This window comes from Rhodococcus zopfii NBRC 100606 = JCM 9919, from assembly GCF_001895025.1.
GTDB classification, from domain to species: domain Bacteria; phylum Actinomycetota; class Actinomycetes; order Mycobacteriales; family Mycobacteriaceae; genus Rhodococcus; species Rhodococcus zopfii.
Genome location: NZ_BCXI01000035.1, coordinates 30673 through 57123, shown reverse-complemented (window position 1 = coordinate 57123; position 26451 = coordinate 30673). Strand labels below are relative to the sequence as shown.

Genomic DNA, 26451 nt, shown 5'->3' with positions numbered 1-26451 from the left:
TGTCAGGGGCCCGCACGATCTAGGAACCGTCTCGATCGAAGGGTGGCGCTGGTGCCGAACGAGTTGTGGGCTGGAATCGATATCGGTAAAGAGCATCACCATTGCGTGGTGATTGATGAGACCGGTCAGCGGCTGCTCTCGACCCGGATCGCTAACGATGAGACTGCGTTGACGATCCTGATCGACGAGGTGCTTGCCTTGGCAGATGGTGGCGAAGTGCTGTGGGCGATCGACCTCAATCGAGGTGGCGCTGCATTGGTGATCGGGCTGCTGGCGGCCCGCAGTCAGCCGGTGGCGTATCTGACCGGCCTGATGATGCACCGGGCTTCTGCCGGATATCGAGGTGAGGGCAAGACCGATGCGCGGGATGCGTTCATCATCGCCGACCAGGCTCGTATCCGCCGAGACATCGGCCTGCTGCGGCCCGGCGACGAGGTAGCCGTAGATCTCCGTATCCTGACCGGACGCCGCCTCGACGTGGTCTTCGACCGCACCCGGCAGATCAACCGCCTCCGGGCCCAGTTGCTGGAAGTCTGCCCAGCGATGGAACGAGCCCTGACGTTGACGAACAAGGGCCCACTGATCTTGCTGACCCGTTTCCAGACGCCGGGCGCGATCCGTCGCGCCGGAGTCGCCAGGATCGAGGCGTGGCTGCGTGAACAGCACGTTCGTAGTGCAGCGGTCCTGGCATCTGAAGCCGTCACTGCGGCCCGAGCGCAGCACATCAGTCTGCCCGGAGAAGCAGTGAGCGCGCAGATGATCGCCCGTATCGCGCAGGGGGTGATTGTCCTGGACGCGGAAATCGCCGAACTCGACACCGCGATCGAGGAGCGGTTTCGCCAGCATCACACCGCCGAGATCATCGTGAGTCTGCCCGGTTTCGGTCCCACACTCGGTGCGGAGTTCCTCGCTGCTACCGGGGGTGACATGGACGCGTTCACCAGCGTCGACCAGCTCGCCGGATTCGCCGGCCTGGCACCACAACCGCGTGATTCCGGACGGATCAACGGAAACCTGCGGCGTCCCAGGCGGTACCACCGAGGCCTGCTCCGATCGATGTACCTGTCCGCGCAGATATCGATCAGCACGAGCCTGCAATCGCGCGCCTTCTACCAACGCAAGCGACTTGAAGGCAAGAGCCACAAACAGGCCGTCCTCGCCCTCGCTCGTCGCCGACTCAACGTTCTGTGGGCCATGCTCCGCGACCACACCATCTACCACGATTCACCTCCCTCGGAGTCGGCTATTGCTGCTTGACAACACGATTGAGATGTCCTTTCGGGAGGTGACGGGGGTGAGTCGTCCGGAGGTCAGAAGAGCCCGGAAGTGGGAGGTTCCTCGCCGGTGAGGTGGTATGCGCCGGCAACTGCGGCCTTCCACTGCCGCGGATTGTGGTTCGCGGCAGTGCGCGCGTTTCGCCAGTGGCGATCGAAGCCCAGGCTCCGGTCGGTGATCGAACCGCCACCGACATCGAAGAGGAGTTCGGCAGCGGCCAGCGCCGATTCGATCGCGATCATGCCGGCCTCGGCGACCTGGACCGCCGCCGCGGCCCCGGCCCGGCGTGCGGCTTCGCCGCTCGTCCCACGCAGGTTCTGGAGCGACTCCGCCGCCAACAGCACCACCGCGCGGGCGGCCCGTGCTCGGGCCCCGATCTCCCCCACGGTCTGGCGGATGTAGGGATCTTCGGCGCTCGTCGACGCCGTGCTGTGCTTGATCGGGCGTCCCTTCTCCCGCACGAACCACACCGCATCGTCCAGCGCCCGAGCGGCGATCCCGGCCTGCACTGCCGCGAGATACAGCTGCGGGAAGGCGCCTCTCCACGGGTTGTCGGGCAGGTCCTCCCCTGCCACCACGACCTCGTCGTCGGCGACCGGAAGATCGGTCAGCCGGGTGGAACCGCTCTGGGTCAGTCGCTGTCCGACCGCGTCGAAATCGTCGAGTCGCTCGATGCCCGGCCGGTCGGTGGGCACCGTGAACCGTATGACCTTCTCGTCTTCGGTGACCGCCTGCGTGGAGAAGTACGAGGCATACAGCCCGCCGGTCGAGTAGTACTTCGTCCCCGTGACGACGTACCCGCCTTCGACTCGCCGCGCCGTCGTCGACACGCTCCCGCCGGCTCCGCCGTTGCGCTCGTTGCTCGTTCCCGCGAACAGCGCACCGCCGCGCAGGCGCTCGAGGTTGACGGCGCGATGCGGCACGTCCTCGCGGGCCGCGAGCTGCTCTGCCATCAGGAAGGTCGGTCGCAGCGCCTGAGCGATGTTCGAATCCGCTCGCGCCACCTCGATGACGACGTCGATCACATCCCGGACCGAGCCGCCCGCACCGCCCTCGCTGCGCGCGATGCCTATCAGTCCGATCCTGCGCGCCGCCAGTTCCCGCACCTCGTCGAACGCGTAGTCGCGGGTGTCCTCGCGACCATGCGCCGTGGCGCCGATCCGCTCCAGGATCGGCGCAACGGCGGCGCGGATCCCGGCGACCGTCGGTGCCGGCTCGTTCGATTCCTCCGGCACCGTCTCGCTGATCTCCTCGGAAACGTGAATAGCGGTCACGCCCCCACCTCCGTGGACTCGGGGCGCCTCAGCGCCACCCGTAGTGGTGTTCGCGTCGAAGGTGCCAGGGCCGGGACCACTCGGCGCACGACATCGACGATGCTCGCCGGGTCGCCGGTCGGCGCGAGCACGAATCCGTCGACTCCCGATTCGGATGCCCACTGCTGCAACCGAACCGGATCACCGGAACCGTCGATCCGCGCGAGCAGCGCGACGTCCGCGCGGCTACGCCCTGCCGCCTCCAGCGCGGCGGTGAGGGCGCCGTCCGCCCCGGCGATGTCCGCCTCGTCCACGATCACCGCATCGGCGACCGCGGCGACCCGTTCCCATCCGAGCGCGGCGGTGTCGGCGACGAGCACCGCGGGGCGTCCCTGCGCCGACGCCGGACCGTCCAATGGTCCTGCGACGCGGTAGAACCGGCCGTCGTGGTTGATCGGGCGGATTCTCGCGTCGTCCGCGACCACCGCCGCCTCCTGGTCACCCAGCAGTGCCTCGCGCGGAAACGACTCCCACAGCGCGGTGAGGATGTCGACGTATTCGCTCCACCGCTCCGCCGGTTCCGTTGCCTGTGGATCGGGCGCGACGGCATCGCTCACCTCGTCGCCGGTGCCGGGCCGGAGGACCAGCCCGACACCGCGCTCGGTGGCACGATCGAACGAGAGGACGCGACGGGCCAGGTTGTAGGGGGCGTTGCGGGTCGTGGGTGCGTCGATTGCGTACGCCAACCCGCCGTACCGTCCGGCAAGTCTGGATCCGACGACGGACGGGTCCAGCGCGATCCGCCCGTCGGCGCGGTCCACGAGCCATAATCCTTTGGCGCCCAGCTCTTGTGCTATCTCGGCAATCGTCTCCGCGTCGGCCAGCGACACGTGCCGCGTGTCGGCATGCGGGTCGCCGACCGCCAATTCGATCAGAACGCTCATCTGTTTCTCCTCACCCTGCGCTCACGAGACGGAAGTCGGCCGACGCCGGTGCATCCGGCAGACCCAGGCCGAGGTGCCCCCGCAATGTCGTGTCCTCGTAGTCGGTGCGGAACAGCCCACGACGCTGCAACTCCGGCACCACGTGGTCGGCGAAATCGTCGAATCCCGAGGGCAACACGTCCGGCATGACGTTGAAGCCGTCTGCGGCCCCGTGCCGGAACCAGCGCTCGATGTCGTCGGCGACCTGCTCCGGGGTGCCGACGACGATCCGGTGCCCACCGCCGCCGGACAGCTTCGTCAGCAGCTGGCGGAGCGTGGGATTCTCCCGCTCGATGATGTCCCGCACCACCCGGTAGAAGGTCTGCGAGCCGCCCGCGACGTCGGGATCTCTCAGCAGTTCCGCCGGAATCGGCTCGTCGTCGGCGAGGCCGTCGAGCGAGAACCCGAGCTGGGCCGCCAGGCGAGCCCGCGCGTACGCGTCGGGCAGCAGGGAATCGAGCAGTGCGCGACGCTCTCTCGCTTCCGCTTCCGTGCTCCCCAGCACCGTCGACAGCCCCGGCAGTACGACGATCTCGTCCGGATTCCGGCCGAACTGCTCTGCCCCGTCACGCAGTTCGGACCGGAAGGCCCGCGCCTTGTCGATGTCCTGCTCGGCGGAGAAGATCACCTCGCCTACACGCGAGGCCAGCTTCTTGCCATCGCTGGATCCTCCCGCCTGCACCACCACCGGGCGTCCCTGCGGAGACATGTGCTCGGTGCGCGCCGCCCAGCTCGCTACCACACGCTCCACCAGGGTTGCCGCACGCCGATATCGCAGTGCGTGGTCGGGTTCGTCGTCCCGCCCGAAATTGCGGGCCGCGACGGGCCCCGCCGTCGTCACCACGTTCCAGCCGAACCTGCCGTCGCTGATGTAGTCGAGATCGCCCAGTCTTCTGGCGATTTCGTCGGGATCGTTGTACGACGACGAGAGTGTTCCGATCAATCCGATCCGCTCGGTCTGCGCCGCGACCGTCGCCAGTACCGTCGTCGGTTCGAGATTGTTGCCGGTGCGGTTCCGAATACTCGGGTCGAGGAGCGGACCGTCTGCGAGGAAGACCGCGTCCAGCTTGGCTTTCTCGGCACGCTTCGCGATCGACGTGTAGTGCTCGATGCCGTAGCTCGCCAGCCCGTCGGTGCCGGGAAAGCGCCACGAGCCCCCGAAGACGCCCGCGTTGAGGATGTTGACGTTCAAATGGAGCTGCCTGCTCACGACTGTGTCCTTCCGGTCCGGCCTGCGTAGTAACCCGACACCGGACCATGTGCGTTGACGAGGTAGTCCCCGATGACCCGGGGTTTGTAGACGACAGGGTTGTGCGATGCCAGGGTGCGCGCGTTGCGCCAGTGCCGGTCGAGGTGGACGCCGGACCGGGCCGTGGACGACCCACCGGCGTCGAATGCCCGAGTCGCGGCGTCGAGTACCGCCTCGATGACTCCCCGCTGCGCGGCCGACGTCTCGACGTAGGCGTCGACGTAGGCTTCCTCCGTTCCCGAGGCATACGCGGCTTCCAGTTGCGCCGCGGCGTGCGCGAGTAGTGCCTCCGCGGTCCGCCTGCGCACGTGGAGATCTCCGATGACTGCGAGTACATCGGGATCGGCGGTGGCCTCCTGTGCCAGGGCGTGGCGGCTCGTGCGTGTCCGCGCCCGCACGACGTCGATCGTCTCGGCGACAACGCTGCGTGCGATGCCGACGAGATTCGCCAGGTGCACGATCTGCACGAACGAGTCCAGCCCGCGCAACGCCTCCACTTCCCGGCCGACCTCCCCGTGGTCCTCGACCGGAACGTCGGTGAAAATTGTTGTTCCGCTACCTGTTTGCCGCTGCCCGATCCCGTCCCAGTCGTCGATGTGAACCACCCCGGGATGCCGGGCCGGGATGACGACGAAGGTGCGTCCGCCCTCGCCGTCGGAGACGGCGGCGCGGATGTAGTCGGCGAACCGGGCGCCCGTCGAGTAGAACTTGGAACCGGAGACCAGCCGTTCGCCGGTCTCGGTGCGCCGGACCGTGGTGGTGAGCGGCCCCCAGCCGTCGCCGGACTCGAGGGCGGCGACCTGCGCCGACGGCTCGGACTGCGCGTTCCCGAAGACCGCGCCCTCCACCACCTTTGCAAGCCACGTGCGTCGGACGTCGGGGTCGGCTTCCCTGCGCAGGATCTCGGTGGTGGTGAAATGCCCGCGCCAGATCTGCGTGACGTTCGAGTCCGCCTCACCGGCCTCCGCGAGCAGACCGACCAGCGTCGGCAGGTCGACGTCGAAACCACCGAACTCGCGGGGCACCCGCAGGCGTCCGAAGCCGGCGTCCGCCAGGCGCTGCACCAGCTCGTACGGATGCTCACCGGACAGATCGCGTTCGCCCGCGCCCTCGGCGAGTTCCGCGAGGATCAGCCGGATCCGGACCAGGGCCTCGTCGAGGGTGGCCGGTTGCCCGGCGTCCGCTGCCGGTGCCGGTGTGTGGGGGTGCGCAATGGTCATGAAGGTCCTCCGATGGTGGTCAGGTCACGGCCGGCGACCGCGTCGAGCAGGGCGATCGTGTACTCGTCCCGGGGAGCGGAGAAGATCTCGTCCGCGGTGCCCTGTTCGACGATGCGACCGTTGCGCATCACTGCGACACGGTCGGAGATCGCGGCGACGACCGCCAGGTCGTGGGAGATGAAGACGTAGGTCAACTCGAGATCGTCCTGCAGCTTCTGCAACAGTTCCAGGATCTGCGCGGCGACCGAGACGTCGAGTGCGGAGATGGGTTCGTCCAGCAACACCACCTTGGGCTCCAGAACCAGCGCACGGGCGATCGCGACGCGCTGTCGCTGCCCGCCGGAGAGCTCCCGCGGGTGCCGTCGGGCGAAGTCCGCGGGCAGGGCCGCCGCCTCCAGGGCCGCTGCCACACGTTCGGCGTTGCCCCGCCGCTCCCGGCGCCCCTCCTGGAACGATCGCAACGGCTCCTCGACGACGTCGAAGACGCTGAACCGCGGATCGAAGGACGAGTACGGATTCTGGTAGACGAACTGAACGTTGCGTCGCAACGGCCGGAACTCGCGGCGGCTCAGCCCGGTCACATCGGTGCCGAGGACCGACACCCGTCCCGACGTGGCCGAGGTCAGCCCGGTGAGGATGCGCGCGGTGGTCGACTTGCCGCTGCCCGACTCCCCCACGATCGAGAAGGTCTCGCCCTGCCGCACCTGGAACGAGATGCCGTCGACCGCCGGAATGTCGTCGAATTCCTTACGGAGGTCGGACACTTCGATGACGGTGTCCCGGACCTCCGGGACCGCCGGCTTCCTGGCCCGCGTGGTCCTCCGCGACGGCACGCTGGCCAGCAGGCGCTGCGTGTAGGGGTGACGGGGGTTCGCGAGGATCTCGGCTGTCGCGCCCGCCTCCACGAGGCGGCCGTCCTGCATGACGCCGATGACATCGGATCGGTCTGCGGCGACACCGAGATCGTGGGTCACCAGCACGATGCTCGTCGACGATCTCGCCCGGAGATTGTCGATCAGGTCGAGAACCTGCTTCTGCACGGTCGCGTCGAGACCCGACGTGGGTTCGTCGGCGACGATGAGATCGGGGCCGGTGGCGACCGCGGCAGCCACCAGGACCCGTTGCCGCATTCCACCGGACAGCTCGTGGGGGTATTGGCGGTAGCGACGCTCGGCATCGGTGAAACCGACGAGTTCGAACAGGTCGAGAACCCGCTCACGGCGGGCGTCGGCGTCGAGGTCGGTGTGCAACCGCAGGACGTCCTCCACCTGGTGGCCGACCCGGCGGACCGGATCCAGGGAAACCGTCGGGTCCTGCGGGATCAGGCTCACCGACCGGCCACGCAGGTCACGCCACCCCTTCGGACCCAGTGTGGTGAGGTCCTGGCCCTGGTACGTGATCGACCCCGCGATCACCTCACCGTTGTCGGGGAGTAAGCCCAGGACGGCGTGTCCGGTTGTGGTCTTGCCCGACCCGGATTCGCCGACCAGGGCGAGCACCTGACCGGCGCCGACGTCGAACGTCACGTCGTGCAGCACGGGCCGGAGCTTCCCGCCGGTGCGGTAACCGACGGTCAAGCCGCTCACGGACAACACCGGGCTCTGGCTCATCGTTCGCTCCGTTTCACGAGGTGCCGAGAGATGTGGTTGGTGGACAGCACGACCGCGACGATCGTCAGTGCCGGATAGAGCGTCAGCCATCCCCGGGTCGCGATGTATTTGCGGCCATCCGAAACCAGCAGTCCCCATTCGGGATCCGGCGGCTGAGCACCCAGACCGAGGAAGCTCAGCGACGCGATCCAGATGATCGCGATGCCCAGCTGCAGTGCGATCAGCGACACCGTGGGAGCGAGGGAGTTCGGGATGACATGGCGGCGCAGGATCGTCGCGGTCGATGCACCGCTGGTGGTCGCGGCCTCGACGTAGTTGCTGGTCCGCACCGCGAGCACCTCGGAACGGATCAGCCGGGCAAACGTGGCCGCCGACGTCAGTCCGACGGCGATCGCGGCGGGAACGAGTCCGGCGCTGCCGACCGTCGCGGAGTACAGCACGACGATCGTAATGGCGAGCAGGAATCCCGGGATCGAGAGAACCACATCGATCAGCCGCATGATCACGCTGTCGGTACCGCCCCCGAACCATCCCGCGACGGCACCGAGCGCCGAGCCGACCGCGACCGCGACGGCGACGGCCATGCTCGCGCCCAGCAACGATGCCCGCGCTCCGTATACGGTGCGCGCGTAGAGATCTCGTCCCAGCAGGTCGGTGCCGAACCAGTGCTCGGCGGACGGTGGCAGCAGCTTGCTGCCGTTGTCGATGGCGATCGGGTCGAAACCGGTGAAGGCGCCCGGGACGATCGCCCACAGCACTGCCAGGGTGAACACACCGACCGCCGGCACCAGCGTCCAGTTGCGGGCGAGCAGGCGTGACGCACTCCGCACCCGTGACTCGCGTAGTGTGCTCACCGGCTCGCCGGCGTTGCGATCGCCGGTCGTCGCATCGTGTTCGTCTCGGGTGATGGTCATGGCATCGACACCTCCAGCGACAGTTCACGCGGGGCGGGAACCGCGACGACACCGGTCTCCCGATGTCCGATGACGACGGGGATCGGGACCTTGCGACGGATCCTGGCGGCGGGGACACGCCGCGTCTTCCCCTCGACGAGGATGCGCGGGTCGATGAACGGATAGGCCAGGTCGACCACGAGATTGACCGACACGTACGCCACCGTCGCGACCAGGACGACACCCTGTAGAACCGGAAGGTCTTGGGTGCTCACGGCATTCACCGTCAGCTGTCCCAGGCCCGGTCGGGCGTAGACCGCTTCGGTGACCACCGACCCGGCGATGAGTTCACCGCACGCGAGCCCCAGGAGCGTGAGCACCGGCAGCGACGAGTTCCGCAGGACACCCCGGCGGAAGGCGTAGCTCTCGCTCGCACCCCGGGCGTGCAGGACGTGAACGAAGGGCATCGCACGGACTCTGGCGATGGATGTGCTCAGCACCTGGGCCAGCGGCGCCGAGATCAGGGCCCCCAGTGTCGCCGCCGGTGCCAGCAGCGCCACGAACGAGCCGTCGTCGGTGGACGGAATCAGGTGAAGCCCGAACGAAAGGAACTGCAGAGCAAGCACACCGACGACGAATGTCGGGACCGAACCGAACAATGCGGGTATCGAACCGGCGACACCGCGCAGCCACCGCCACGGCGCGTAGTTGATCACGATCGCGAGAACCGCGGCGACGACGATTCCGAACACCAACGCCAGGCCGGTCAACGCCAGCGTGCTCGGCAGCGCGTCCCCGATCAGTTCGGTCACCGACGTGCCGTTGGTGAGCGAGAATCCGAGATCACCGTCGAAAACGGCGATCAGACTGCCCAGATACTGTTCCCACAGAGGCCGGTCCAGTCCGTAGTACTCGAGCAGCGCCTGGGCCGACTCCGGCGAGATCTGCGCCTCGGGGTTCTGGACCCGGTTGGTCACCGCATCGCCCGGCAGCGCGCTGAGCAGCAGATAGGACAGCGTGTACGCCGCCCACAGGACCAGCACCGCCTGCCCGAGCCGTTTCAGGACATAGTTCCGCATCGCTGACGATCACTCCCCTACTGTGAGATCCAGGTGTCGTACAGCCATGACCGTGCGGTGGACTCGGTGACGAAACCGTGCACATTCGGGCCGATTCCGAAGACCTGCGTCTCGTCGTACAGCGGAATCGAGTAGCCCTCCGAGAAGATGCGGTCCTCGACCGCCTGCAGCGCCGCCTCGCGCCGGCTCGGATCGAACTCGGCCGCCTGCGCGGCGAGCAGGTCCTCGAGCGTGCGGTCCGGCGAGACGTTCCGTGTCACGTTCTGACGGTCGCTGCCGTAGGCGGTCCACAGCACGCCGGGCTCGGCCGTCGAGGTCTGCCCCTGGGCGAAGTAGAAGTCCGGGGCGGAGGCCAGCTGCGACTCGTACTCCGTCAGGGACGGCCTCGTAATCTCGATCTCGACGCCCGCCTTGCGCCACTGCGACTGCAGCACCTCCAGGACCGACTGGGACACCTGGTAGTAGGGCGCGACACGCAGGTCGAACGTCAACCGTTCGCCGTCCTTCTCCCGGATGCCATCCGCGCCGATCTTCCAACCAGCCTCGTCCAGAAGGGAATTCGCCTTGTCAAGGTCGTACGTGAGGTAGCTGCTCGCGTCGCCTCTCAGGGGTGTACCACTGACCAGCGCGCTGGTCGGGACGCCGTAGTTCTGGGAGAGCACCGCCTCGTTGATCTCCTGGCGGTCCGTCGCCGCCTGCAGCGCCAGGCGCACGTTCTTGTCCTGGACGGGCGACTGCGGATCGAAGAGCTGGACGGTCAGGTCGTTGGTCTCGCCCTGAACCGGGATCGCCAGCAGAACGCCGCCGCCCGCAGTCACGGTCTCCTCGTCGTAGGGCGCGATGTTGCGGGCGATATGGGCCTCACCGGACTGCAGTGCGCCGACCCGGGTGCCCGCTTCGGGAACGGACTTGAAGACGACGCGCTCCAGGTATGCCTCACCGGAGTGCCCCGAGCCCTCGGGTGCCCAGTTGTACCCCTCGCGTCGCTTCAGGGTGACTCCGCTGGTACCTGTGACCGATTCGACCACGAAGGGTCCGGTGCCGACCCAGTTCCGCAGGTCACTCTGTCCGTTGAGGTCACGTTCGAGTGTGGACCTGCCGAGGATCGAGCTTGCCCGATAGTTGGACAGGACCTGGATGAAACCGGCATTCGGCTGGGACAGCCGGACCACGACGGTGCGCTCGTCGAGGACGTCGGTGCCCGCGTAGTTGACCCAGAACGGATCCTTGGTGATCCCACGCCCGGGATCGCCGATGCCGTGCTGGTCGAAGTTCAGTTTCACCACGTCGGCATCGAGCGGCGTTCCATCACTGAAGGTGACACCTTCACGCAACGTGAAGGTGTAGGAGAGGTGGTCGTCGCCGACCTGGTACGACTCGGCCAGCCAAGGCTTGAAATCGCCGGTCGACGGGTCCTGCCACACGAGGCGCTCTGCCAGATTGTTGGTGACCTGGCTGTTGGACCAGAGGGAGTTCGTCGGCTTCCAGGCCGCATACTCGACCGGATCGTAGAAGGTCAGCGTGCCACCGGACACCGGAGGGCCGGAGTCGGCGGACGACGACGAGGTACCACCACCACACGCGGCGACGGACACCGCCACTACCACGGCCGACACAGACGACATCGCTGCGCGACGCAATTTCCTGGCGAACAACAGTGCTCATCCTTCTCGGTAATTCGGAACGGAAGACGCATTCGACGACCGGGCGGTCGGAAATGTCGGTACACGCCGCGAGTTCGGCGCCACGTCATCCACCCAAGCAGCCGGGCACCCGGCCGTCATCGATTCGAGTCACTGTGATTACAAGTCCGATTCGCGCCACGGTGATTTCAACTCTGTCGAACATTCCTGTTGCGCACTAATTTCCACCTTGATCCGTGCATCCATCGTTCACGGCACGGGCATTGCCCGACAACGCATCCGAGAGGATCCCGAGCTCCTATGACAGTCTCCGGCGTCACCACCCCGACCGCGGCTCAGGGGGCAACCGCCGCGGACGAGCATCCGTTCGTGTCACGGATCGCCGACTACGCCGACACGATCCTGCGCCCGGCTGCGCTGCTGACCGATCGCGAAGGCGTCCGCGCGGAGCGGATCGCGGATTTTGCGCAACTGGGCCTGCTCAACCATGTGGCACCAGAGCAATTCGGGGGTGCGGCGCTGAACCGCGACTGTGACCGTCGGCTACACGAAATCCTCTCGGGGGCCTGCCTCAACACCTACTTGGTGTGGGCACAGCACGCTCCGATCGTCGGCCGGCTCGCCAAGACTCTCGCCGAAGGTTCCGCCCTGCCCGGCATCGGCTACGAAATCCTACAGGGCCGGGTGCTGCTCGGCGCCGCGATCAGCGACGTCCGCCGGTTTCCGGACCATTTCATCACCGCGACAAGAACTCCCAGCGGATGGACCTTCTCCGGCACCGTGTCCTGGGTCAGCGGCTGGGGGCTGAACTCCGTGCTGACCGTCGCCGCCGTCGAACCGTCCACCCGCACTGTGGTGACCGCATTCGTGCCGGTCGACGACCGCACCCGAGCCGAGCCCCTGAATCTCAGTGCCCTCGGCGGAAGCCGAACCGAGCGGGTCGTTCTCGACGACGTCGCCGTACCGGACGGCAACGTCATCGGTACCCAGCCCCTGGCCGACTGGCGCAACGAGGACATCGGTACTGCCGGTGACGCCCGGGCTCATCATTTCGGTCTCGCCGACGCCGTTCTGCGCGAACTCGAGCAGTCGTCGAATCCGCAGGCGAACAAGGTCGCATCGGTGTGGCGCGTTCGGGTTGCGCAACTGCGCACCGACGCGTACGCACTGGCCGACGAGGCACTGGCGTCCCGCGACGGGCGACACCGGATCGACGAACGGCTCGCGACGAAGGCCGCCTGTGGAGAGGCGTTGACCACGTTGACCAGAGCCCTCGTCGTCGCTCGCGCGGGTCACGGCATCCGCCTCGACGACACCGCACAGCTGTACGCCCGATCGGCCCTCTTCATCCTCGTCCAGGGCCAGACCACCGACGTACGCGAGGTCCAACTCGCCCGGCTCGCACTCTGAGTGCGCCCGTTCACACCGATCAGGAAGACTGATGAGCTCCGAATTCCTTTGGTACATACCAAATCAGACCCATCCCGGGCACCGTGGCGACGACACGACCGACGGCCACAACAGCCTGCAGACGCTGACCTCCCACGCGCAGGCTCTGGAGAAGCACGGCTTCACCGGCGCCCTGATCGGCACCGGCTGGGGGCGCCCGGACACCTTCACCGTCGCGACCGCACTCGCCGCCCGCACAACCACCTTCGAGCCCCTCGTCGCGATCCGGCCGGGATACTGGCAGCCGGCCAACCTCGCGGCGTCGGCCGCCACCCTCGACCACCTCACCGGCGGCCGGCTGCGAATCAACATCGTCTCCGGCAAGGACGATCTCGCAGCGTACGGCGACGCCGAGGGCGACCAGGCCGACCGGTACGCCCGCACCCGCGAATTCCTCCAGCTCGTCCGCAGACTGTGGACCGAGGAGAACGTGACCTACCGAGGCGAGCACTTCCGAGTCGAGAACTCCACGGTGTCACCGCGAATCGTGCCGCGGCCGGGTCGGCGCCACCCGAAGCTGTATTTCGGTGGTGCCTCCGCGGCCGCCGAGCACGTCGCCGCGGCCGAGGCGGACGTCCAGTTGTTCTGGGGTGAGCCTCTCGACGATATCCGCGAACGTATCGATCGTCTCGAAGCGCTCGGCGAACAGGTGGGGCGCGAGCATCCTCCGCTCGAATTCGGTTTGCGCATCACGACATTCATCCGGGACACCACCGAACAGGCATGGGCCGACGCGGAAGCCGCCGTCGCGGAGATGGCCGCCCGCAATCCGGACGGTCCGGGCGGACGCGCCGCGGAGGGCGCCAACCCGCACCGCCGCACCGCCGTCGGTCAGCGGCGGCTGCTGAACCTCACCGAGCGAGGGGAAGTCCTCGACGACAACCTCTACACTGCACCGGGCAAATTCGGAGGTGGCGGCGCGGCTACCACCTGGCTGGTCGGCTCCGCGGAGGACGTCGCGAAATCGCTTCTCAAATACCAGGATCTCGGGATCACGCATTTCGTTCTCTCCGACACGCCGTATCTGAGGGAGATCGAACGCCAGGGCAACCAGTTGTTGCCGCTGCTGCGCGGATGACGGCCGACACCCACAGTCCGACCCTTCTCGCTTCCACCCACCGGCGCCTGCTGGTCGCCGTCTTCTCGGTGACCAGCACCATCGGCTTCGTCGCAATGGTGCAGATCCTCCCGGTGGTCCTCGTCCCGATCGCCGCCGATCTCGGCACGTCGCGCACGGCCGTGGCCGCGGCGTCCACCGTGTCCACACTGATGGGGGCACTGGTCGCGATCCCCGTCGGCCGGATCCTCGACCGTCACGGGGGACGTCTGGTGATGACCGGCGGATCCGCGATCGGAGCGGTCGCGGTGCTGTTGTGGTCCCAGGTGACGTCGCTGGCGATGCTGTACGTGGCGTTTGCGCTGATCGGCCTGGCCTTGGTGATGTCGACCTACGATTCGGCCTTCGCAGTACTCGTCGTCGCAACCGAACCGCACGAACGCGATCAGGCGATCCTTGCGGTGACGATGATCGCCGGCCTCGCCACCTATCTCGTGTATCCCCTACTGGGGTGGACGGTTTCCGAGTTCGGCTGGCGCACCACTCTGGTGATCTTGGCGGTGACGCTGGCCGTGACCTCGATACCGGCGCACCTGTGGGCAGTCCCGTCCCGTGAGACACATCTGAGCCGGGTTCGCAGGCGCGAAGGCTTTCCGGTCGCCGCGGCACTTCGGCGGAAGAGGTTCTGGTTGTTGCTGACCGCCTTTGTCGCGCAGGCCGGTTCGGCCGCCGCCTTCCTGCTGCTCATCGTCGCCTACCTGCTCGACGTGGGGCACTCGACGGCCGTGGCGACCGCGGTGCCGATCGCCGTCGGCGTCCTGCAGATCCTGTCGCGGCTGATCCTGACGACGGTTGCCCGTCGAGTGCCGATCGCGAAGGCGACCGCCTTCGCCTTCGCGGTGCAGGCAGCGGGTCTGCTCCTGCTGCCGCTCGCCGGACTGTCGATACCGCTGACCCTCCTGTGTGTCGCCGCCGTCGGCCTTGGGCAGGGGGTCGCGGTGATCGCACGCCCGTCGATCCTGGCCGACAGTTTCGGTGTCGTGCACTTCGCCAGTGTGCTGGCCGCCATCGCGGTTCCCACGGCACTGGCGCGGGCCGGGTTGCCGCTGGTCGCGTCGTGGCTGGGCGACTGGCGCTTCCTTGTGCTGTGCGGCGTCGTGAGCATTGTCGGGACCCTCGCCCTGGTGCCACTCCTCGGGCAGCGACGCGCCCACGCCGGATGAGTACACCGGCCATATCGCCGAACCACCCTTCGCACAGCACTGTGGCCGCCGCCCGAAGGGCAGCGGCCACAGTTGGTTCCGAACCGAGCGTCAGACGGTCGCCGGGACCGTCTCCTCGACCTCGGCCGGGCTGCTGGTGCGGATCAGGTGGTCGAACGCGCTGAGCGCGGCGGTCGCACCCGCGCCGGCGGCGACGATGATCTGCTTGAACGGGACGGTCGTGCAGTCGCCGGCGGCGAAGACACCCGGCACGGAGGTGCGGCCGTGGGCGTCGATGACGATCTCCCCGCGCGGGCTGAGATCGACGGTGCCGGACAGCCAGTCGGTGTTGGGCAGCAGACCGATCTGCACGAACACGCCGTCCAGGTCGACGGTGTGCGACTCGTCGGTGGTGCGATCGGTGTAGACCAGGCCGGTGACCTTGGAACCGTCGCCGAGGACCTCGGTGGTCAGGGCGCTGACGACGATGTCGACGTTCGGCAGGCTGCGGAGCTTGCGCTGCAGCACCTCGTCGGCGCGCAGCACCGAGTCGAACTCGATGAGCGTGACGTGCGCGACGACGCCGGCGAGGTCGATGGCGGCCTCGACACCGGAGTTGCCGCCGCCGATCACCGCGACGCGCTTGCCCTTGAACAGCGGGCCGTCGCAGTGCGGGCAGTAGGTGACGCCCTTGTTGCGGTACTCGTTCTCTCCGGGCACGTTCATCGAGCGCCAGCGGGCACCGGTCGCGAGGACGACGCTGCGCGAGAGCAGTCGCGCGCCGTTCTCGAGTTCGATCTCGACCAGACCACCCTCGGTTGCGGCGGGCGTCAGCTTCGCGGCGTTCTGCACGTTCATGATGTCGACGTCGTACTGGCGGACGTGGTTCTCGAGCTCGGCCGCGAACTTCGGGCCCTCGGTGTAGGGAACCGACGAGAAGTTCTCGATGGCCATGGTGTCGAGCACCTGGCCGCCGAACCGCTCGGACACGACGCCCGTGCGAATCCCCTTGCGGGAGGCGTAGATCGCCGCGGTCGCGCCGGCGGGTCCGCCACCGACGACGAGGACGTCGAAGGGATCCTTCTCGGAGATGGCGGCGGCGGTGCGCTCGGCGGATCCGGTGTCGAGCTTGCCGACGATCTGCTCGAGGTTCATGCGGCCGGAGCCGAACGGCTCACCGTTGAGGAACACCGTCGGCACGGCCATGACCTGGCGGGCATCGACCTCGTCCTGGAACAGGGAGCCTTCGATCGCGGTGTGCTTGATACGCGGATTCACCACGCACATCACGTTCAGTGCCTGTACGACGTCGGGGCAGTTCTGGCACGACAGCGAGAAGTACGTCTCGAAGTGCAGATCACCGTCGAGGTTGCGCACCTGGTCGAGCAGCTCGGCGGCTTCCTTCGACGGGTGGCCACCGACCTGCAGCAGAGCGAGCACGAGGGAGGTGAACTCGTGGCCGAGCGGAATGCCGGCGAACTGGACCTCGATATCGGAGCCGACGCGGCGGATCACGAAGGACGGGCGGCGCCGGTCGTTGCCGGTGCGCACGTGGGTGACCAGGCCGGACATACCGGCGATCTGGTCGAGGAGATCGGCGAGTTCCTTCGACTTCGGGCCGTCGTCGAGCGAGGACTCCAGCTCGATCGGCTGCGTGACCTTTTCGAGGAGCGCCTCGAGCTGGTTGGCGAGGGGGGCATCGAGCATGAGGATCAACTCCAGAGGTGGAAGAACAGTGACTTGTGAAGAAAGGGAGTCGGCGAACTTCTCAGCTCGAGCCGAGCAGACCCGGACGGTGCCCGGTGGCACGGGACAGCAGTCCCGTGCCACCGGAACGGATTCCGTCGACGAATCAGATCTTGCCGACGAGCTCCAGCGACGGGGCGAGGGTCTCGTCGCCCTCTTCCCACTTCGCCGGGCAGACCTCGCCCGGGTGCGAGCGGACGTACTGGGCAGCCTTGACCTTGCGGACGAGCTCGGCAGCGTTGCGGCCGATGCCCTCGGCGGTGACCTCGGTGAACTGGACGATGCCGTCCGGGTCGACCAGGAAGGTGCCGCGGTCGGCCAGGCCCTGGTTCTCGCGGAGGACCTCGAAGTCGGTGCTGATCTGCAGGGTGGGGTCGCCGATCATCGCGTACTTGATCTTCGCGATCGTGTCGGACGAGCTGTGCCACGCCTTGTGCGTGAAGTGCGTGTCGGTCGAGACGGAGAAGACCTCGACACCCAGGCGCTGCAGCTCCTCGTAGTGATCAGCGAGGTCGCCGAGCTCGGTCGGGCAGACGAACGTGAAGTCGGCGGGGTAGAAGAAGAAGATCGCCCACTTGCCCTTGATGTCCTCGTCGGACACGGTCACGAAGGCACCGTCCTTGAAGGCCTCCGCGGTGAAGGGCTTGATCTGCTTGTTGATCAGCGACATGTAGAGCCTCATTCGTTTTTCGATGGGGTTGACAGTTACCAACGTTAACGTCCAGTGATTGATTGTGCCAATCGATTGTTCCTAGAAGTTAGATAATAGAAACCTATCAAAGATGCGTTTCTGCAGGTAGTAGAGTTGTCCGATTTTTCCGATGTGACAGACGACACAGGTGCGGCTACGCCGCCCGTCCGTCTTACCGGCGCCTCCGCCCGCCCAAAGTGCACACCGGCGGCGGAGCCGCACCTAGGCTCGCGGCATGCGCGCACCGGCAGAGAACGTCGCCTCCCCCGAGGACCTGACGCGAAAGCTCGACCGCACCGGCTACCTCGCCGACGACGGGCTCGCCGTCTCGGCGTACCTCGCGCTGCGAATGGGCCGACCCCTGTTCTGCGAGGGCGAGCCCGGCACCGGTAAGACGTCCCTCGCGATCGCGCTCGCCGAGGCTCTCGAGCTGCCCCTGGTCAGGCTGCAGTGCCACGAAGGCATCGACGCCGCGCAGGCCCTCTACGACTGGGACTTTCCGCGCCAGCTGCTGCACCTGCGCACCCTCGAGGCCGCGTCGGCCGGCGCCCTCGACGCGGATGCCGCGGAACGCTCCCTCTACACCGAACGGTTCCTGCTCACACGACCGTTGCTGCGTGCCCTCACCGAGTCCCCGTGCGTGCTTCTCGTCGACGAGATCGACCGCGCCGACGACGAATTCGAGGCTTTCCTGCTGCAACTGCTCGACGAGAACGCCGTCACCATTCCCGAGCTCGGCGAGATCCGCGCGGCTGTTCCCCCGCTGGTGGTGCTCACGTCCAACCGCACCCGCGAAGTCCACGACGCCCTCAAACGACGCTGCCTGTACCTGTGGGTCGACCACCCGGACCTCGAACGTGAGATCGCGATCCTGCGCCGGCGCCTACCGGGAATCGACGAGACCCTCGCCCGGCAGGTCACCCGGGCCGTGCACACACTGCGCGAGATGGAACTGCTCAAACCACCGGGCGTCGCCGAAACCCTCGACTGGGCCCGGGCACTGCTCGAGCTCGACCGAACCGTGCTGGACGCGGCGACCGCGGCGGCGACCCTCGGCGCGGTGCTCAAGTACCGGGAAGACCTCGAACGGGTCGCCCGCGCCGGTCTCGACCGGCTGCTGGCCAGGTGAATCCACCGTGCCCAGCGCATCGGACACCAGCGGAGTCCTCGTCGGGCTCACCGGATTCACCCGCGCACTCGCCGCGGCGGGCCTGCCCGTCACCCCGGACGCGACCGCCGCGTTCACCACGGCTGTGACCCAGCTCGACCTCGCGGACCCCGGGCACATGTACTGGGCCGGCCGCGCCACGCTGTGCCACAACCCCGACGACCTCGCCCGCTACGACCTGGCCTTCGAAAGCTGGTTCGGCGGAACCGTTCCCACCCACTCCACGGTCGGAGCGGAACTGCAACCGAAGGTGTCGCACATCGCCGCCCTCACCGATGGCACCGCCCGGGACCCGGACGATGCCGCACCCGAGCTGCAGGTCGCCGCCGACGAGACCGAGGTGCTGCGGCACCGCGACATCGCCGAACTCACCCCCGCCGAACGCGCCCACCTCGACGAGCTCATCGCCACCTTGCGGCCGCGGCCGCCCACGCGCGCGGCACTGCGGGTGCGCCCGTCGCGGCGCGGCCCCGTCGACCCCCGCCGCACCCTGCGCGCGATGCTCGCCGCCGGCGGCGAAGCGGTGCGGCCGAGCCATCACCGCAAGACCACCCGCCCGCGTCGCGTCGTGCTGCTGATCGACGTGTCCGGATCGATGAGCCCGTACGCCGACGCGCTGCTGCGGTTCGCGCACGTCGTCACCCGGGCGAACCCGTCCGGCACCGAGGTGTTCTCACTCGGTACCCGGCTCACCCGGCTCTCGCGGGCGCTGCGGGCACGCGACCCCGAGATCGCTCTCGCCGGCGCCGGTCGGGCCGTTCCCGACTGGGCGGGCGGCACCCGGCTCGGTGAAACGCTGCGCGCGTTCCTGGACCGGTGGGGCCGGCGCGGTCTGGCACGCGGCGCCGTCGTCGTCGTGTTCTCGGACGGCTGGGAACGCGGCGACCCCACGCTGCTGGCCGAGCAGATGGCACAGCTGCGGCGCCTCGCCCACGCCGTACTCTGGGTTAATCCGCATGCGGGCGTCGCCGGCTATCAGCCCGTGCAGTCGGGGATCTCGGCCGCACTGCCCTACATCGACCGTCTGCTCGCGGGCCACAGCCTGGCCACTCTGCAGGCACTGCTGGAGGAGGTTCACCGTGCGTGAGGTTCTCGACGAACTCGACCGCCGCTACCGGCGCGGCGAGACCGTCGCCCTCGGCACCGTCGTGTCGACGTTCCGGTCGGCGCCGCGCGGTCCGGGGGCATCGATGCTGGTGGCCGCGGACGGCACCGTCACCGGCAGCGTGTCCGGCGGGTGCGTCGAGGGTGCGGTGTACGAACTGGCGCAGGACGTCATCGGCGACGGCACCCCGGTGCTGCAGCGGTACGGCGTATCCGACGACGACGCGTTCTCCGTCGGGCTGACGTGCGGCGGCATCATCGACGTGTTCGTCGAACGGATCGACGAGACGAGCTTTCCCGCGTTCACCGAGATGGTGGCCTCGGTGAACGCGGGCGAACCGGTGGCCGTCGCGACCGTCACCGAACATCCCGACGCCGCGACCGTCGGCCGGCGCGTGGTGGTGTGGCCGGATCGCGCCGACGGTGCACTCGGATCCGACCGCATGAACGAGGCCGTCATCGACGACGCCCGCGGCCTCCTGGACGTCGGCCGCTCCGGCACGCTGCACTACGGACCGGACGGGCAGCGGCGCGGCGCGGGAATGTCGGTGTTCGTGAACGTCTTCCAGCCGCCGCCGCGGATGCTGGTGTTCGGTGCGATCGACTTCGCCGCGGCGATGGCGAAGCTCGGGTCGTTCCTCGGGTACCGGGTGACGGTGTGCGACGCCCGCGGCGTGTTCGCGACCGCGGCCCGGTTCCCGGCCGCCGACGAGGTGATCGTGGACTGGCCGCACCGTTATCTCGCGGCAGAGGCCGAAGCCGGGCGGGTCGACGGCCGCACGGTCGTCGCGGTGCTCACGCACGACCCGAAGTTCGATGTGCCGCTGCTCGAGGTCGCGTTGCGGATGGATCTGGCGTACGTCGGGGCGATGGGATCGCGGCGCACGCACGACGACCGGCTCGCCCGGCTGCGGGAGGCCGGGATGAGCGAGACCGAACTCGCGCGCCTGTCGTCGCCGATCGGCCTGGACCTGGGGGCCCGCACCCCCGAGGAGACCGCCGTGTCCATCGCCGCGGAGATCATCGCGCTGCGATGGGGAGGCGGCGGGGAACGCCTCGTCCGGACCGAGGGTCCGATCCACGTTCACGAGGTGGCGCCGCCGCGGCAGCACGGCTGAGCCTCTGAACGGCCGGCGATTCCGCGATTCCGGCCATTCCGGCGGTGTCCGTAGAGCACAGTGTCAGTGATCCGGATCACCCGGATGCACGGCACGGGAGGCTCGATGCGCATCACTGTCACCGTCGACGGCACCAGTTACACGGACGAGGTCGAACCGCGTCTGCTGCTCGTCCACTATCTCCGCGACCACCTCGGCAAGGTCGGCACGGTCGTCGGTTGCGATACCAGCAACTGCGGCGCGTGCACCGTCCACCTGGACGGCCGCAGCGTCAAGTCCTGCTCGGTGCTGGCCGTGCAGGCCGACGGCAGCGAAGTCACCACCGTCGAGGGCCTCGCAACCGGCGGCTCGCTGCACCCCGTGCAGCAGGCGTTCCACGACAACCACGCCCTGCAGTGCGGTTACTGCACTCCCGGCATGATCATGTCGACCCTCGACCTGCTCGCCGAGAACCCGGACCCCGACGAACAGCAGGTCCGGCTCGGCCTCGAGGGAAATCTGTGCCGCTGCACCGGATATCAGAACATCGTCGCCGCCGCCCAGGACGCCGCGCGACGACTGCGTGACGCCGACGCGACCGCGGGAGGTGGACGATGACCAGCACCGTCGACCCCGGCACCACCACTCCGGAACCGGAGATCGGGAAGGCCAGGGCACGCAAGGAGGACGAGCACCTGCTCACCGGCCGCACGAAGTGGACCGACAACCTGGTGCTGCCCGGCATGGTGCACCTGGCGATCCTGCGCAGCCCGCTCGCCCACGCCCGCATCACCCGCATCGACGTCACCGAGGCCCGGAAGATGCCCGGCGTACTCGCCGTGTACACCGGCGCCGACCTGGCGGAGGAACAGGGCAGCCTGCCGTGTGCCTGGCCGATCACCCCGGACATGAAGGCGCCACCCGCTCCGTCGCTGGCGGTGGACACGGTCCACTTCGCGGGCGAGGCGGTCGCGGTGGTCGCCGCGCGCAGCGCCTACGAGGCGCACGACGCGCTCGAAGGCATCGACGTCGACTACGACGAACTGCCCGTCGTGCTCGATCTCGCCGCGGCCGCACGCGAGGGAAGCGATCTCGTGCATCCGGATCTGGGCACGAACGTCAGCGCCACGTGGACGTTCGATTCGGCCGAGGCCGGCACCGGAGGCAACGTGGAGGACGCGATCCGCGACGCCGAGGTCGTCGTCGAACGCACGTTCCGGCAGCAACGGCTGATTCCCGCGTTCATGGAGCCGCGGTCGACGGTGGTCGACCCGACCGGGCCGCAGATCACCATGTGGTCGGCGACGCAGGTGCCGCACGTGCTCAAGCTGATGCTCGCGATGAGCCTGGGCATCCCCGAACACAAACTGCGCGTGGTCGCGCCGGACGTCGGCGGCGGGTTCGGCGGCAAGCTTCAGGTCACCCCCGAGGAGGTCGTGACGCTGCTCGTGGCGCGGCGGCTCGGCAAGCCCGCGAAGTACACCGAGTCGCGCAGCGAGTCGATGGCGGCCGCGCATCACGGCCGTGACCAGATCCAGAAGCTCACCCTCGCCGCGCGCCGCGACGGCACCGTCACCGGGCTGAAGGTGGAACTGCTCGCCGACATGGGCGCCTACCTGCGTCTGGTGACGCCGGGGGTGCCGATCCTCGGCGCGTTCATGTTCAACGGCATCTACAAATTCGGTTCCTACCACTTCACGTGCACGAACGTGTTCACCACGAAGGTGCCGACCGACGCCTATCGCGGGGCGGGCCGGCCGGAGGCGACGTTCGCGATCGAACGGATCATGGACGAACTGGCCGCCGAACTGTCGATGGATCCGCTCGAGCTGCGCGAGAAGAACTGGATCCGCCACGAGGAGTTCCCGTTCGCGACGATCGCCGGGCTGACGTACGACTCGGGGAACTACGAGGCCGCCACCGCCCAGGCGACGGACCTGTTCGACTACGACGGGTTGCGTCGTGAACAGGCGGAGCGACGCGACCGCAACGATCCGGTGCAGCTCGGGATCGGGATCTCGACGTTCACCGAGATGTGCGGGCTTGCACCGTCCCGGGTGCTCGGATCCCTCGCCTACGGTGCGGGCGGCTGGGAGCACGCGTCGATCCGGATGCTGCCGACCGGCAAGGTCGAGGTGGTCACCGGGGCATCCGCGCACGGCCAGGGCCACGAGACGGCGTTCAGCCAGATCGTCGCGGACCGGCTCGGCATCCCGTTCGAGGACATCGAGGTGCTGCACGGCGACACCCAGACGTCGCCGCGCGGGCTGGACACCTACGGGTCGCGGTCGCTGGCGGTTGGCGGTATCGCGATCGTCGCGGCTGCCGAGAAGGTCGTCGCCAAGGCCCGGCCCATCGCCGCGCACCTGCTCGAATGCGCCGAGGAGGACCTCGAGTTCACCGAAGGCCGGTTCCGGGTCGCGGGCACCCAGAAGGCCGTGGCGCTGACCGACGTGGCGCTGGCCGTGTTCGCCGCGCACAACCTGCCCGACGGGATCGAACCGAACCTCGATTCGGAGGCCACCTACGATCCGGACAACTTCTCGTATCCCCACGGGACACACCTGTGCGCGGTCGAGGTCGACACCGAGACCGGCTGGGTGCGGATCCGTAAGTACGTGTGCGTCGACGACATCGGGCACGTCGTGAACCCGCTGATCGTCGACGGTCAGGTGCACGGTGGGCTCGCGCAGGGCATCGCGCAGGCGTTGTACGAGGAGGCCGTGCACGACGAGACGGGCACGCTGCTCAGCGGATCGTTCGCCGAGTATCTGCTGCCGTCGTCGGCGGATCTGCCGACGTTCACCACCGGCCGCACCGAAACCCCGGCGACAGGGAATCCGCTGGGCGTCAAGGGCGTGGGCGAGGCGGGCACGATTGCCTCGACCCCGGCGGTGGTCAATTCGGTGCTCGACGCGGTGCGCCACCTCGGTGTCCGCGACATCGACATGCCGTGCACGCCGATGCGGGTGTGGCACGCGATCGAATCCGCTCAGGGAGGTGCCCGATGATTCCGTCCGTGTTCGACTACGTCGCCCCGGCGAGCCTCGACGAGGCCGTCGCCGCGCTGGCCTCCGCCGGTGAGGACGCGAAGGTCATCGCCGGTGGCCAGAGTCTGATGCCGGTGCTGCGGTTGCGGCTCGCGGCGCCGACGGTGCTCGTCGACCTCGGCCGTGTCCCCGAACTGCGCGGGGTGCGCGAGGACGGTGACGAACTCGTCATCGGCGCGATGACCACCCATCACGACGTGATGCACGACCCGTTGGTCGGCGAGCACGCCCGCCTGCTCGCCGAGGCCGCCAGCACGGTCGCCGATCCGCAGATCCGGCACCGCGGCACGATCGGCGGTGCCCTGGTGCACGCCGATCCGGCCGGGGACATGGGCGCGTCGGTGCTGGCGCTGGACGGCACGTTCACCGCCGTCGGACCGTCCGGACGCCGCAACGTCCCGGCCGCCGATTTCTTCGAGGACTACTTCACCACGGCGCTCGCCGACGACGAGATCCTCGCCGAGATAAGGATCCCGAAACACACCGGCTGGGCAGCGCACTACGAGAAGTTCAACCGGGTCGCACACGCGTGGTCGATCGTCGGTGTCGCGGCGACCGTCGCCGTCGAGAACGGCACGGTCACGCAGGCTCGGGTCGCGTTGACCAACATGGCGTCGGTCCCGATTCGAGCCCGCGGAGTCGAAGAGCTACTGACCGGTCGCCCCGCCGACGCGGATACGATCCGAACAGCCGCCGAGCACGCCGCCGAGGGCACCAGCCCGATCGGCGACGGCAACGCGGACGTCGAATACCGCACCCACCTCGCCCGAGTCCTCACGCGCCGAGCCGTGACGACCGCAGCCGGGCTTTGACATCTAGGGGGATCGACCCATGCAACTGGAACACCAACTGTCCGTGCCCGCCCCGATCGACGAGGTGTGGTCGGCTGTGCTCGATCCGGAGAAGGTCGCACCGTGTATGCCCGGCGCGACCCTCACCGGTGTCGACGGTGACACGTTCACCGGCACCGTGAAGGTGAAGATCGGGCCCGTCGCACTGACCTACAAGGGCACCGGCGAGTTCGTGGAGAAGGACGAGGCCGCCCGGAAGGTTGTGCTGCTGGCCAAGGCGAAGGATTCCCGCGGCAACGGCACGGTCGACGCGACCATCACCATCACCCTCACCGAGAACGGGGAGAACACCGACGGCGTGGTGGCGACGGATCTGGCCATCACCGGCAAGCCGGCCCAGTTCGGGCGCGGCATGATCTCCGATGTCGGCGGCAAGATCATCGAGCAGTTCGCGGCGTGCCTGTCGAAGAAGCTCGGTCCGGCCGTCGAGGAACCGGTTCCCGCAGCCGAGCCGGCCGCGCCGGCTGCCGCCGAGGCCGCGGCCCCTGTGGCCACACCCGAGGCGGTCGCACCCGCACCCGCGGCCACCCGGGCACCGGTGGTTCCTGCCCCCGAGGCCGAGCCGCTCGACCTCATGGAGTACGCGCGGGGTTCGGCGATCAAACGCATCCTCCCGGTCGTCGGGGTTGCGGCGATTCTCGTTCTGGTGCTCGTGGTGCTGCGGCGCCTGCTCGGCTCGCGCGAGTGACGCTTCCGGCCGCCACCTGTGCGGTGGCGGCCGGGGCGCCGGGTCGTTCAGGACTCCCCGGCCGGCTCGTTCAGGGCTCCCCGCCCTCGGGTCACTGACCGCCCTTGTATTCGACGACGTACTCGCCGGAGATGATCTTCTCCCGGTACTCGTCGAACAGCGCCATCGCCTCGGGTGAGATCTTGTCGGCGAACGCCGGGTTGATCGCGACGTCGACGCCGCCCTCCGCGAAACTCACGTCGTAGTACTTCGCCGGATTCACGGTTCCGGCCTCCACGTCGGCGACCATCGCCCGCAGCACCTCGTCGAGGTTCCACACGATGGACGAGACGACGTTCTCGGGCGCGAGGGGCGTCTGGTCCATGGCGTATCCGACGACGTCGACCCCGCGCTGCTTGGCACCCTCCACGGTCGCGGCGTCGACACCGCAGCTGGTGAACTGGTCGGCGCCCTGGTCGACGAGGGCATTGACGGCCTCGAGGGTCTGCGCGGCCGCATCGGACCACCCGCCGATGTAGGCCGGTTTCAGGGTGATCTCGCCCGGACCCTTGTAGGTCAGCCTCGCGCCGTCTGCGAACGATTCGATCTGGGCCTTGCACACCGGAATTTCGAACCCTGCTGTGCCACCGAGAATCCCGGTCTCGCTCAGCGATCCGGCGAGAATGCCGGTCAGGAACGAGGCCTCGTAGAACGGCTGGCTGTAGTCGGCCATGTTCTCGGTGATGTCACCGAACCCCCCGGCGTACGCGAAGAGCACGTCGGGGTAGTCGGCGAGGATGTTCTTGATCGGCTCGCCGTAGTTGAAGGAGTGGCCGACGATGAGCTGGTTGCCGTCCTCCGCGAGATCCGTCGCAATCTGGGCGATCTGGTCTGAGGTTGCACCCGAGTCCTGCTGCACCACAGTAAGATCGATGAGACCTTCATTGTCGAGCTTCTGCGCGCCCTCCACCATGCCCTGGTTCCAGCCCAGGTCGTTGACCGGTCCGGAGGTGATGACGGCGACCTTGATCGCCCCGTCGGCGGACGCATCGCTGCCCGAATCCGAGCTCGAACATCCGGCGACGGTCACGGCCATGGCCGCCGCTGCCGCGAGGGCGGTACCCAACTTCTTCACAGAATTCTCCTAACCAGGGGGAAATTCGG

At 68.2% G+C, this 26451-nt stretch carries 22 protein-coding genes; 11 read left to right on the top strand and 11 right to left on the bottom strand.

The window, feature by feature from the left end:
* Nucleotides 1-51: 51 nt before the first annotated feature.
* A complete protein-coding gene (locus tag RZ1_RS20775) occupies nucleotides 52-1257 on the top strand; it encodes an IS110 family RNA-guided transposase (RefSeq protein WP_072814430.1) in 1206 nt (401 codons plus the stop codon).
* Nucleotides 1258-1310: 53 nt separating this feature from the next.
* On the opposite strand, the gene RZ1_RS20770 is transcribed toward RZ1_RS20775, so the two are convergent.
* Genes RZ1_RS20770 through RZ1_RS20735 form a run of 8 tightly spaced genes read right to left on the bottom strand, consistent with a single transcriptional unit; the run spans nucleotide 1311 to nucleotide 11187 of the window.
* A complete protein-coding gene (locus RZ1_RS20770) occupies nucleotides 1311-2549 on the bottom strand; it encodes an acyl-CoA dehydrogenase family protein (RefSeq protein ID WP_083583817.1) in 1239 nt (412 codons plus the stop codon).
* Complete coding sequence (locus RZ1_RS20765) at nucleotides 2546-3472, bottom strand: LLM class flavin-dependent oxidoreductase (RefSeq protein WP_072814404.1); 927 nt, start codon at nucleotides 3470-3472, stop codon at nucleotides 2546-2548. Before RZ1_RS20765 ends, RZ1_RS20770 begins: the two co-directional genes overlap by 4 nt.
* A gap of 10 nt (nucleotides 3473-3482) precedes the next feature.
* Nucleotides 3483-4721 carry an LLM class flavin-dependent oxidoreductase gene (locus RZ1_RS20760; RefSeq protein WP_072814403.1) on the bottom strand — a complete coding sequence of 413 codons (1239 nt, stop codon included), beginning with the start codon at nucleotides 4719-4721 and terminating at the stop codon, nucleotides 3483-3485.
* On the bottom strand, nucleotides 4718-5980 hold the full coding sequence (locus RZ1_RS20755; RefSeq protein ID WP_072814402.1) for an acyl-CoA dehydrogenase family protein: 1263 nt from the start codon (nucleotides 5978-5980) through the stop codon (nucleotides 4718-4720). Before RZ1_RS20755 ends, RZ1_RS20760 begins: the two co-directional genes overlap by 4 nt.
* Nucleotides 5977-7590, bottom strand: coding sequence for a dipeptide ABC transporter ATP-binding protein (locus RZ1_RS20750; protein ID WP_072814401.1), 1614 nt, complete (start codon nucleotides 7588-7590; stop codon nucleotides 5977-5979). Before RZ1_RS20750 ends, RZ1_RS20755 begins: the two co-directional genes overlap by 4 nt.
* Nucleotides 7587-8504 carry an ABC transporter permease gene (locus RZ1_RS20745; protein ID WP_072814400.1) on the bottom strand — a complete coding sequence of 306 codons (918 nt, stop codon included), beginning with the start codon at nucleotides 8502-8504 and terminating at the stop codon, nucleotides 7587-7589. The genes RZ1_RS20750 and RZ1_RS20745 overlap by 4 nt, the downstream gene beginning before the upstream one ends.
* The gene (locus RZ1_RS20740; RefSeq protein WP_072814399.1) at nucleotides 8501-9562 is read right to left on the bottom strand and encodes an ABC transporter permease; all 1062 of its coding nucleotides are present in this window, start codon (nucleotides 9560-9562) and stop codon (nucleotides 8501-8503) included. Before RZ1_RS20740 ends, RZ1_RS20745 begins: the two co-directional genes overlap by 4 nt.
* Nucleotides 9563-9579: 17 nt before the next feature.
* Nucleotides 9580-11187, bottom strand: coding sequence for an ABC transporter substrate-binding protein (locus RZ1_RS20735; RefSeq protein WP_072814398.1), 1608 nt, complete (start codon nucleotides 11185-11187; stop codon nucleotides 9580-9582).
* 318 nt (nucleotides 11188-11505) lie between these two features.
* On the opposite strand from RZ1_RS20735, the gene RZ1_RS20730 reads away from it, so the two are divergent.
* The 3 genes from RZ1_RS20730 to RZ1_RS20720 are packed head-to-tail and all read left to right on the top strand — an operon-like array spanning nucleotide 11506 to nucleotide 14934.
* Complete coding sequence (locus tag RZ1_RS20730; RefSeq protein ID WP_072814397.1) at nucleotides 11506-12615, top strand: acyl-CoA dehydrogenase family protein; 1110 nt, start codon at nucleotides 11506-11508, stop codon at nucleotides 12613-12615.
* A gap of 31 nt (nucleotides 12616-12646) precedes the next feature.
* Nucleotides 12647-13732 (top strand): LLM class flavin-dependent oxidoreductase, encoded by a 1086-nt coding sequence (locus tag RZ1_RS20725; RefSeq protein ID WP_072814396.1) that lies wholly within the window; start codon nucleotides 12647-12649, stop codon nucleotides 13730-13732.
* The gene (locus tag RZ1_RS20720; RefSeq protein ID WP_072814395.1) at nucleotides 13729-14934 is read left to right on the top strand and encodes an MFS transporter; all 1206 of its coding nucleotides are present in this window, start codon (nucleotides 13729-13731) and stop codon (nucleotides 14932-14934) included. Before RZ1_RS20725 ends, RZ1_RS20720 begins: the two co-directional genes overlap by 4 nt.
* 90 nt (nucleotides 14935-15024) lie before the next feature.
* Here RZ1_RS20720 and ahpF read toward each other — a convergent pair whose 3' ends face one another.
* Nucleotides 15025-16620, bottom strand: a complete 1596-nt coding sequence (ahpF, locus tag RZ1_RS20715; protein ID WP_072814394.1) for an alkyl hydroperoxide reductase subunit F — start codon at nucleotides 16618-16620, stop codon at nucleotides 15025-15027.
* A 145-nt stretch (nucleotides 16621-16765) separates the two neighbouring features.
* The gene (gene ahpC / locus RZ1_RS20710) at nucleotides 16766-17329 is read right to left on the bottom strand and encodes an alkyl hydroperoxide reductase subunit C (RefSeq protein ID WP_072814428.1); all 564 of its coding nucleotides are present in this window, start codon (nucleotides 17327-17329) and stop codon (nucleotides 16766-16768) included.
* A 256-nt stretch (nucleotides 17330-17585) separates the two neighbouring features.
* Here ahpC and RZ1_RS20705 point away from each other — a divergent pair, with 256 nt between their 5' ends.
* The 7 genes from RZ1_RS20705 (at nucleotide 17586) to RZ1_RS20675 (ending at nucleotide 25308) form a co-directional block, all read left to right on the top strand.
* Nucleotides 17586-18479: an AAA family ATPase gene (locus tag RZ1_RS20705; RefSeq protein ID WP_072814393.1), complete on the top strand. Its 894-nt coding sequence runs from the start codon at nucleotides 17586-17588 to the stop codon at nucleotides 18477-18479.
* Between the two features lie 7 nt (nucleotides 18480-18486).
* A complete protein-coding gene (locus RZ1_RS20700) occupies nucleotides 18487-19605 on the top strand; it encodes a vWA domain-containing protein (protein WP_072814392.1) in 1119 nt (372 codons plus the stop codon).
* Nucleotides 19598-20740, top strand: a complete 1143-nt coding sequence (locus tag RZ1_RS20695) for an XdhC family protein (protein WP_072814391.1) — start codon at nucleotides 19598-19600, stop codon at nucleotides 20738-20740. The genes RZ1_RS20700 and RZ1_RS20695 overlap by 8 nt, the downstream gene beginning before the upstream one ends.
* 105 nt (nucleotides 20741-20845) lie before the next feature.
* Nucleotides 20846-21337 (top strand): (2Fe-2S)-binding protein, encoded by a 492-nt coding sequence (locus RZ1_RS20690; protein WP_072814427.1) that lies wholly within the window; start codon nucleotides 20846-20848, stop codon nucleotides 21335-21337.
* Complete coding sequence (locus tag RZ1_RS20685; RefSeq protein ID WP_072814390.1) at nucleotides 21334-23730, top strand: xanthine dehydrogenase family protein molybdopterin-binding subunit; 2397 nt, start codon at nucleotides 21334-21336, stop codon at nucleotides 23728-23730. The genes RZ1_RS20690 and RZ1_RS20685 overlap by 4 nt, the downstream gene beginning before the upstream one ends.
* A complete protein-coding gene (locus RZ1_RS20680; protein ID WP_072814389.1) occupies nucleotides 23727-24581 on the top strand; it encodes an FAD binding domain-containing protein in 855 nt (284 codons plus the stop codon). The genes RZ1_RS20685 and RZ1_RS20680 overlap by 4 nt, the downstream gene beginning before the upstream one ends.
* A gap of 19 nt (nucleotides 24582-24600) precedes the next feature.
* Nucleotides 24601-25308, top strand: coding sequence for an SRPBCC family protein (locus RZ1_RS20675; RefSeq protein ID WP_072814388.1), 708 nt, complete (start codon nucleotides 24601-24603; stop codon nucleotides 25306-25308).
* Nucleotides 25309-25399: 91 nt separating this feature from the next.
* On the opposite strand, the gene RZ1_RS20670 is transcribed toward RZ1_RS20675, so the two are convergent.
* Nucleotides 25400-26422, bottom strand: a complete 1023-nt coding sequence (locus RZ1_RS20670) for a BMP family protein (protein WP_238071805.1) — start codon at nucleotides 26420-26422, stop codon at nucleotides 25400-25402.
* Nucleotides 26423-26451 lie beyond the last annotated feature (29 nt).

Excerpts from the sequence above, each read along its gene's own strand:
- RZ1_RS20765 (WP_072814404.1), bottom strand. The coding sequence starts at position 3,472 with ATGAGCGTTCTGATCGAATTGGCGGTCGGCGACCCGCATGCCGACACG.
- RZ1_RS20750 (WP_072814401.1), bottom strand. The coding sequence starts at position 7,590 with ATGAGCCAGAGCCCGGTGTTGTCCGTGAGCGGCTTGACCGTCGGTTAC.
- RZ1_RS20675 (WP_072814388.1), top strand. The coding sequence starts at position 24,601 with ATGCAACTGGAACACCAACTGTCCGTGCCCGCCCCGATCGACGAGGTG.
- RZ1_RS20755 (WP_072814402.1), bottom strand. The coding sequence starts at position 5,980 with ATGACCATTGCGCACCCCCACACACCGGCACCGGCAGCGGACGCCGGG.
- RZ1_RS20745 (WP_072814400.1), bottom strand. The coding sequence starts at position 8,504 with ATGACCATCACCCGAGACGAACACGATGCGACGACCGGCGATCGCAAC.
- ahpF (WP_072814394.1), bottom strand. The coding sequence starts at position 16,620 with ATGCTCGATGCCCCCCTCGCCAACCAGCTCGAGGCGCTCCTCGAAAAG.
- RZ1_RS20730 (WP_072814397.1), top strand. The coding sequence starts at position 11,506 with ATGACAGTCTCCGGCGTCACCACCCCGACCGCGGCTCAGGGGGCAACC.
- RZ1_RS20735 (WP_072814398.1), bottom strand. The coding sequence starts at position 11,187 with ATGTCGTCTGTGTCGGCCGTGGTAGTGGCGGTGTCCGTCGCCGCGTGT.
- RZ1_RS20740 (WP_072814399.1), bottom strand. The coding sequence starts at position 9,562 with ATGCGGAACTATGTCCTGAAACGGCTCGGGCAGGCGGTGCTGGTCCTG.
- ahpC (WP_072814428.1), bottom strand. The coding sequence starts at position 17,329 with ATGTCGCTGATCAACAAGCAGATCAAGCCCTTCACCGCGGAGGCCTTC.
- RZ1_RS20705 (WP_072814393.1), top strand. The coding sequence starts at position 17,586 with ATGCGCGCACCGGCAGAGAACGTCGCCTCCCCCGAGGACCTGACGCGA.
- RZ1_RS20725 (WP_072814396.1), top strand. The coding sequence starts at position 12,647 with ATGAGCTCCGAATTCCTTTGGTACATACCAAATCAGACCCATCCCGGG.
- RZ1_RS20685 (WP_072814390.1), top strand. The coding sequence starts at position 21,334 with ATGACCAGCACCGTCGACCCCGGCACCACCACTCCGGAACCGGAGATC.
- RZ1_RS20690 (WP_072814427.1), top strand. The coding sequence starts at position 20,846 with ATGCGCATCACTGTCACCGTCGACGGCACCAGTTACACGGACGAGGTC.
- RZ1_RS20680 (WP_072814389.1), top strand. The coding sequence starts at position 23,727 with ATGATTCCGTCCGTGTTCGACTACGTCGCCCCGGCGAGCCTCGACGAG.
- RZ1_RS20720 (WP_072814395.1), top strand. The coding sequence starts at position 13,729 with ATGACGGCCGACACCCACAGTCCGACCCTTCTCGCTTCCACCCACCGG.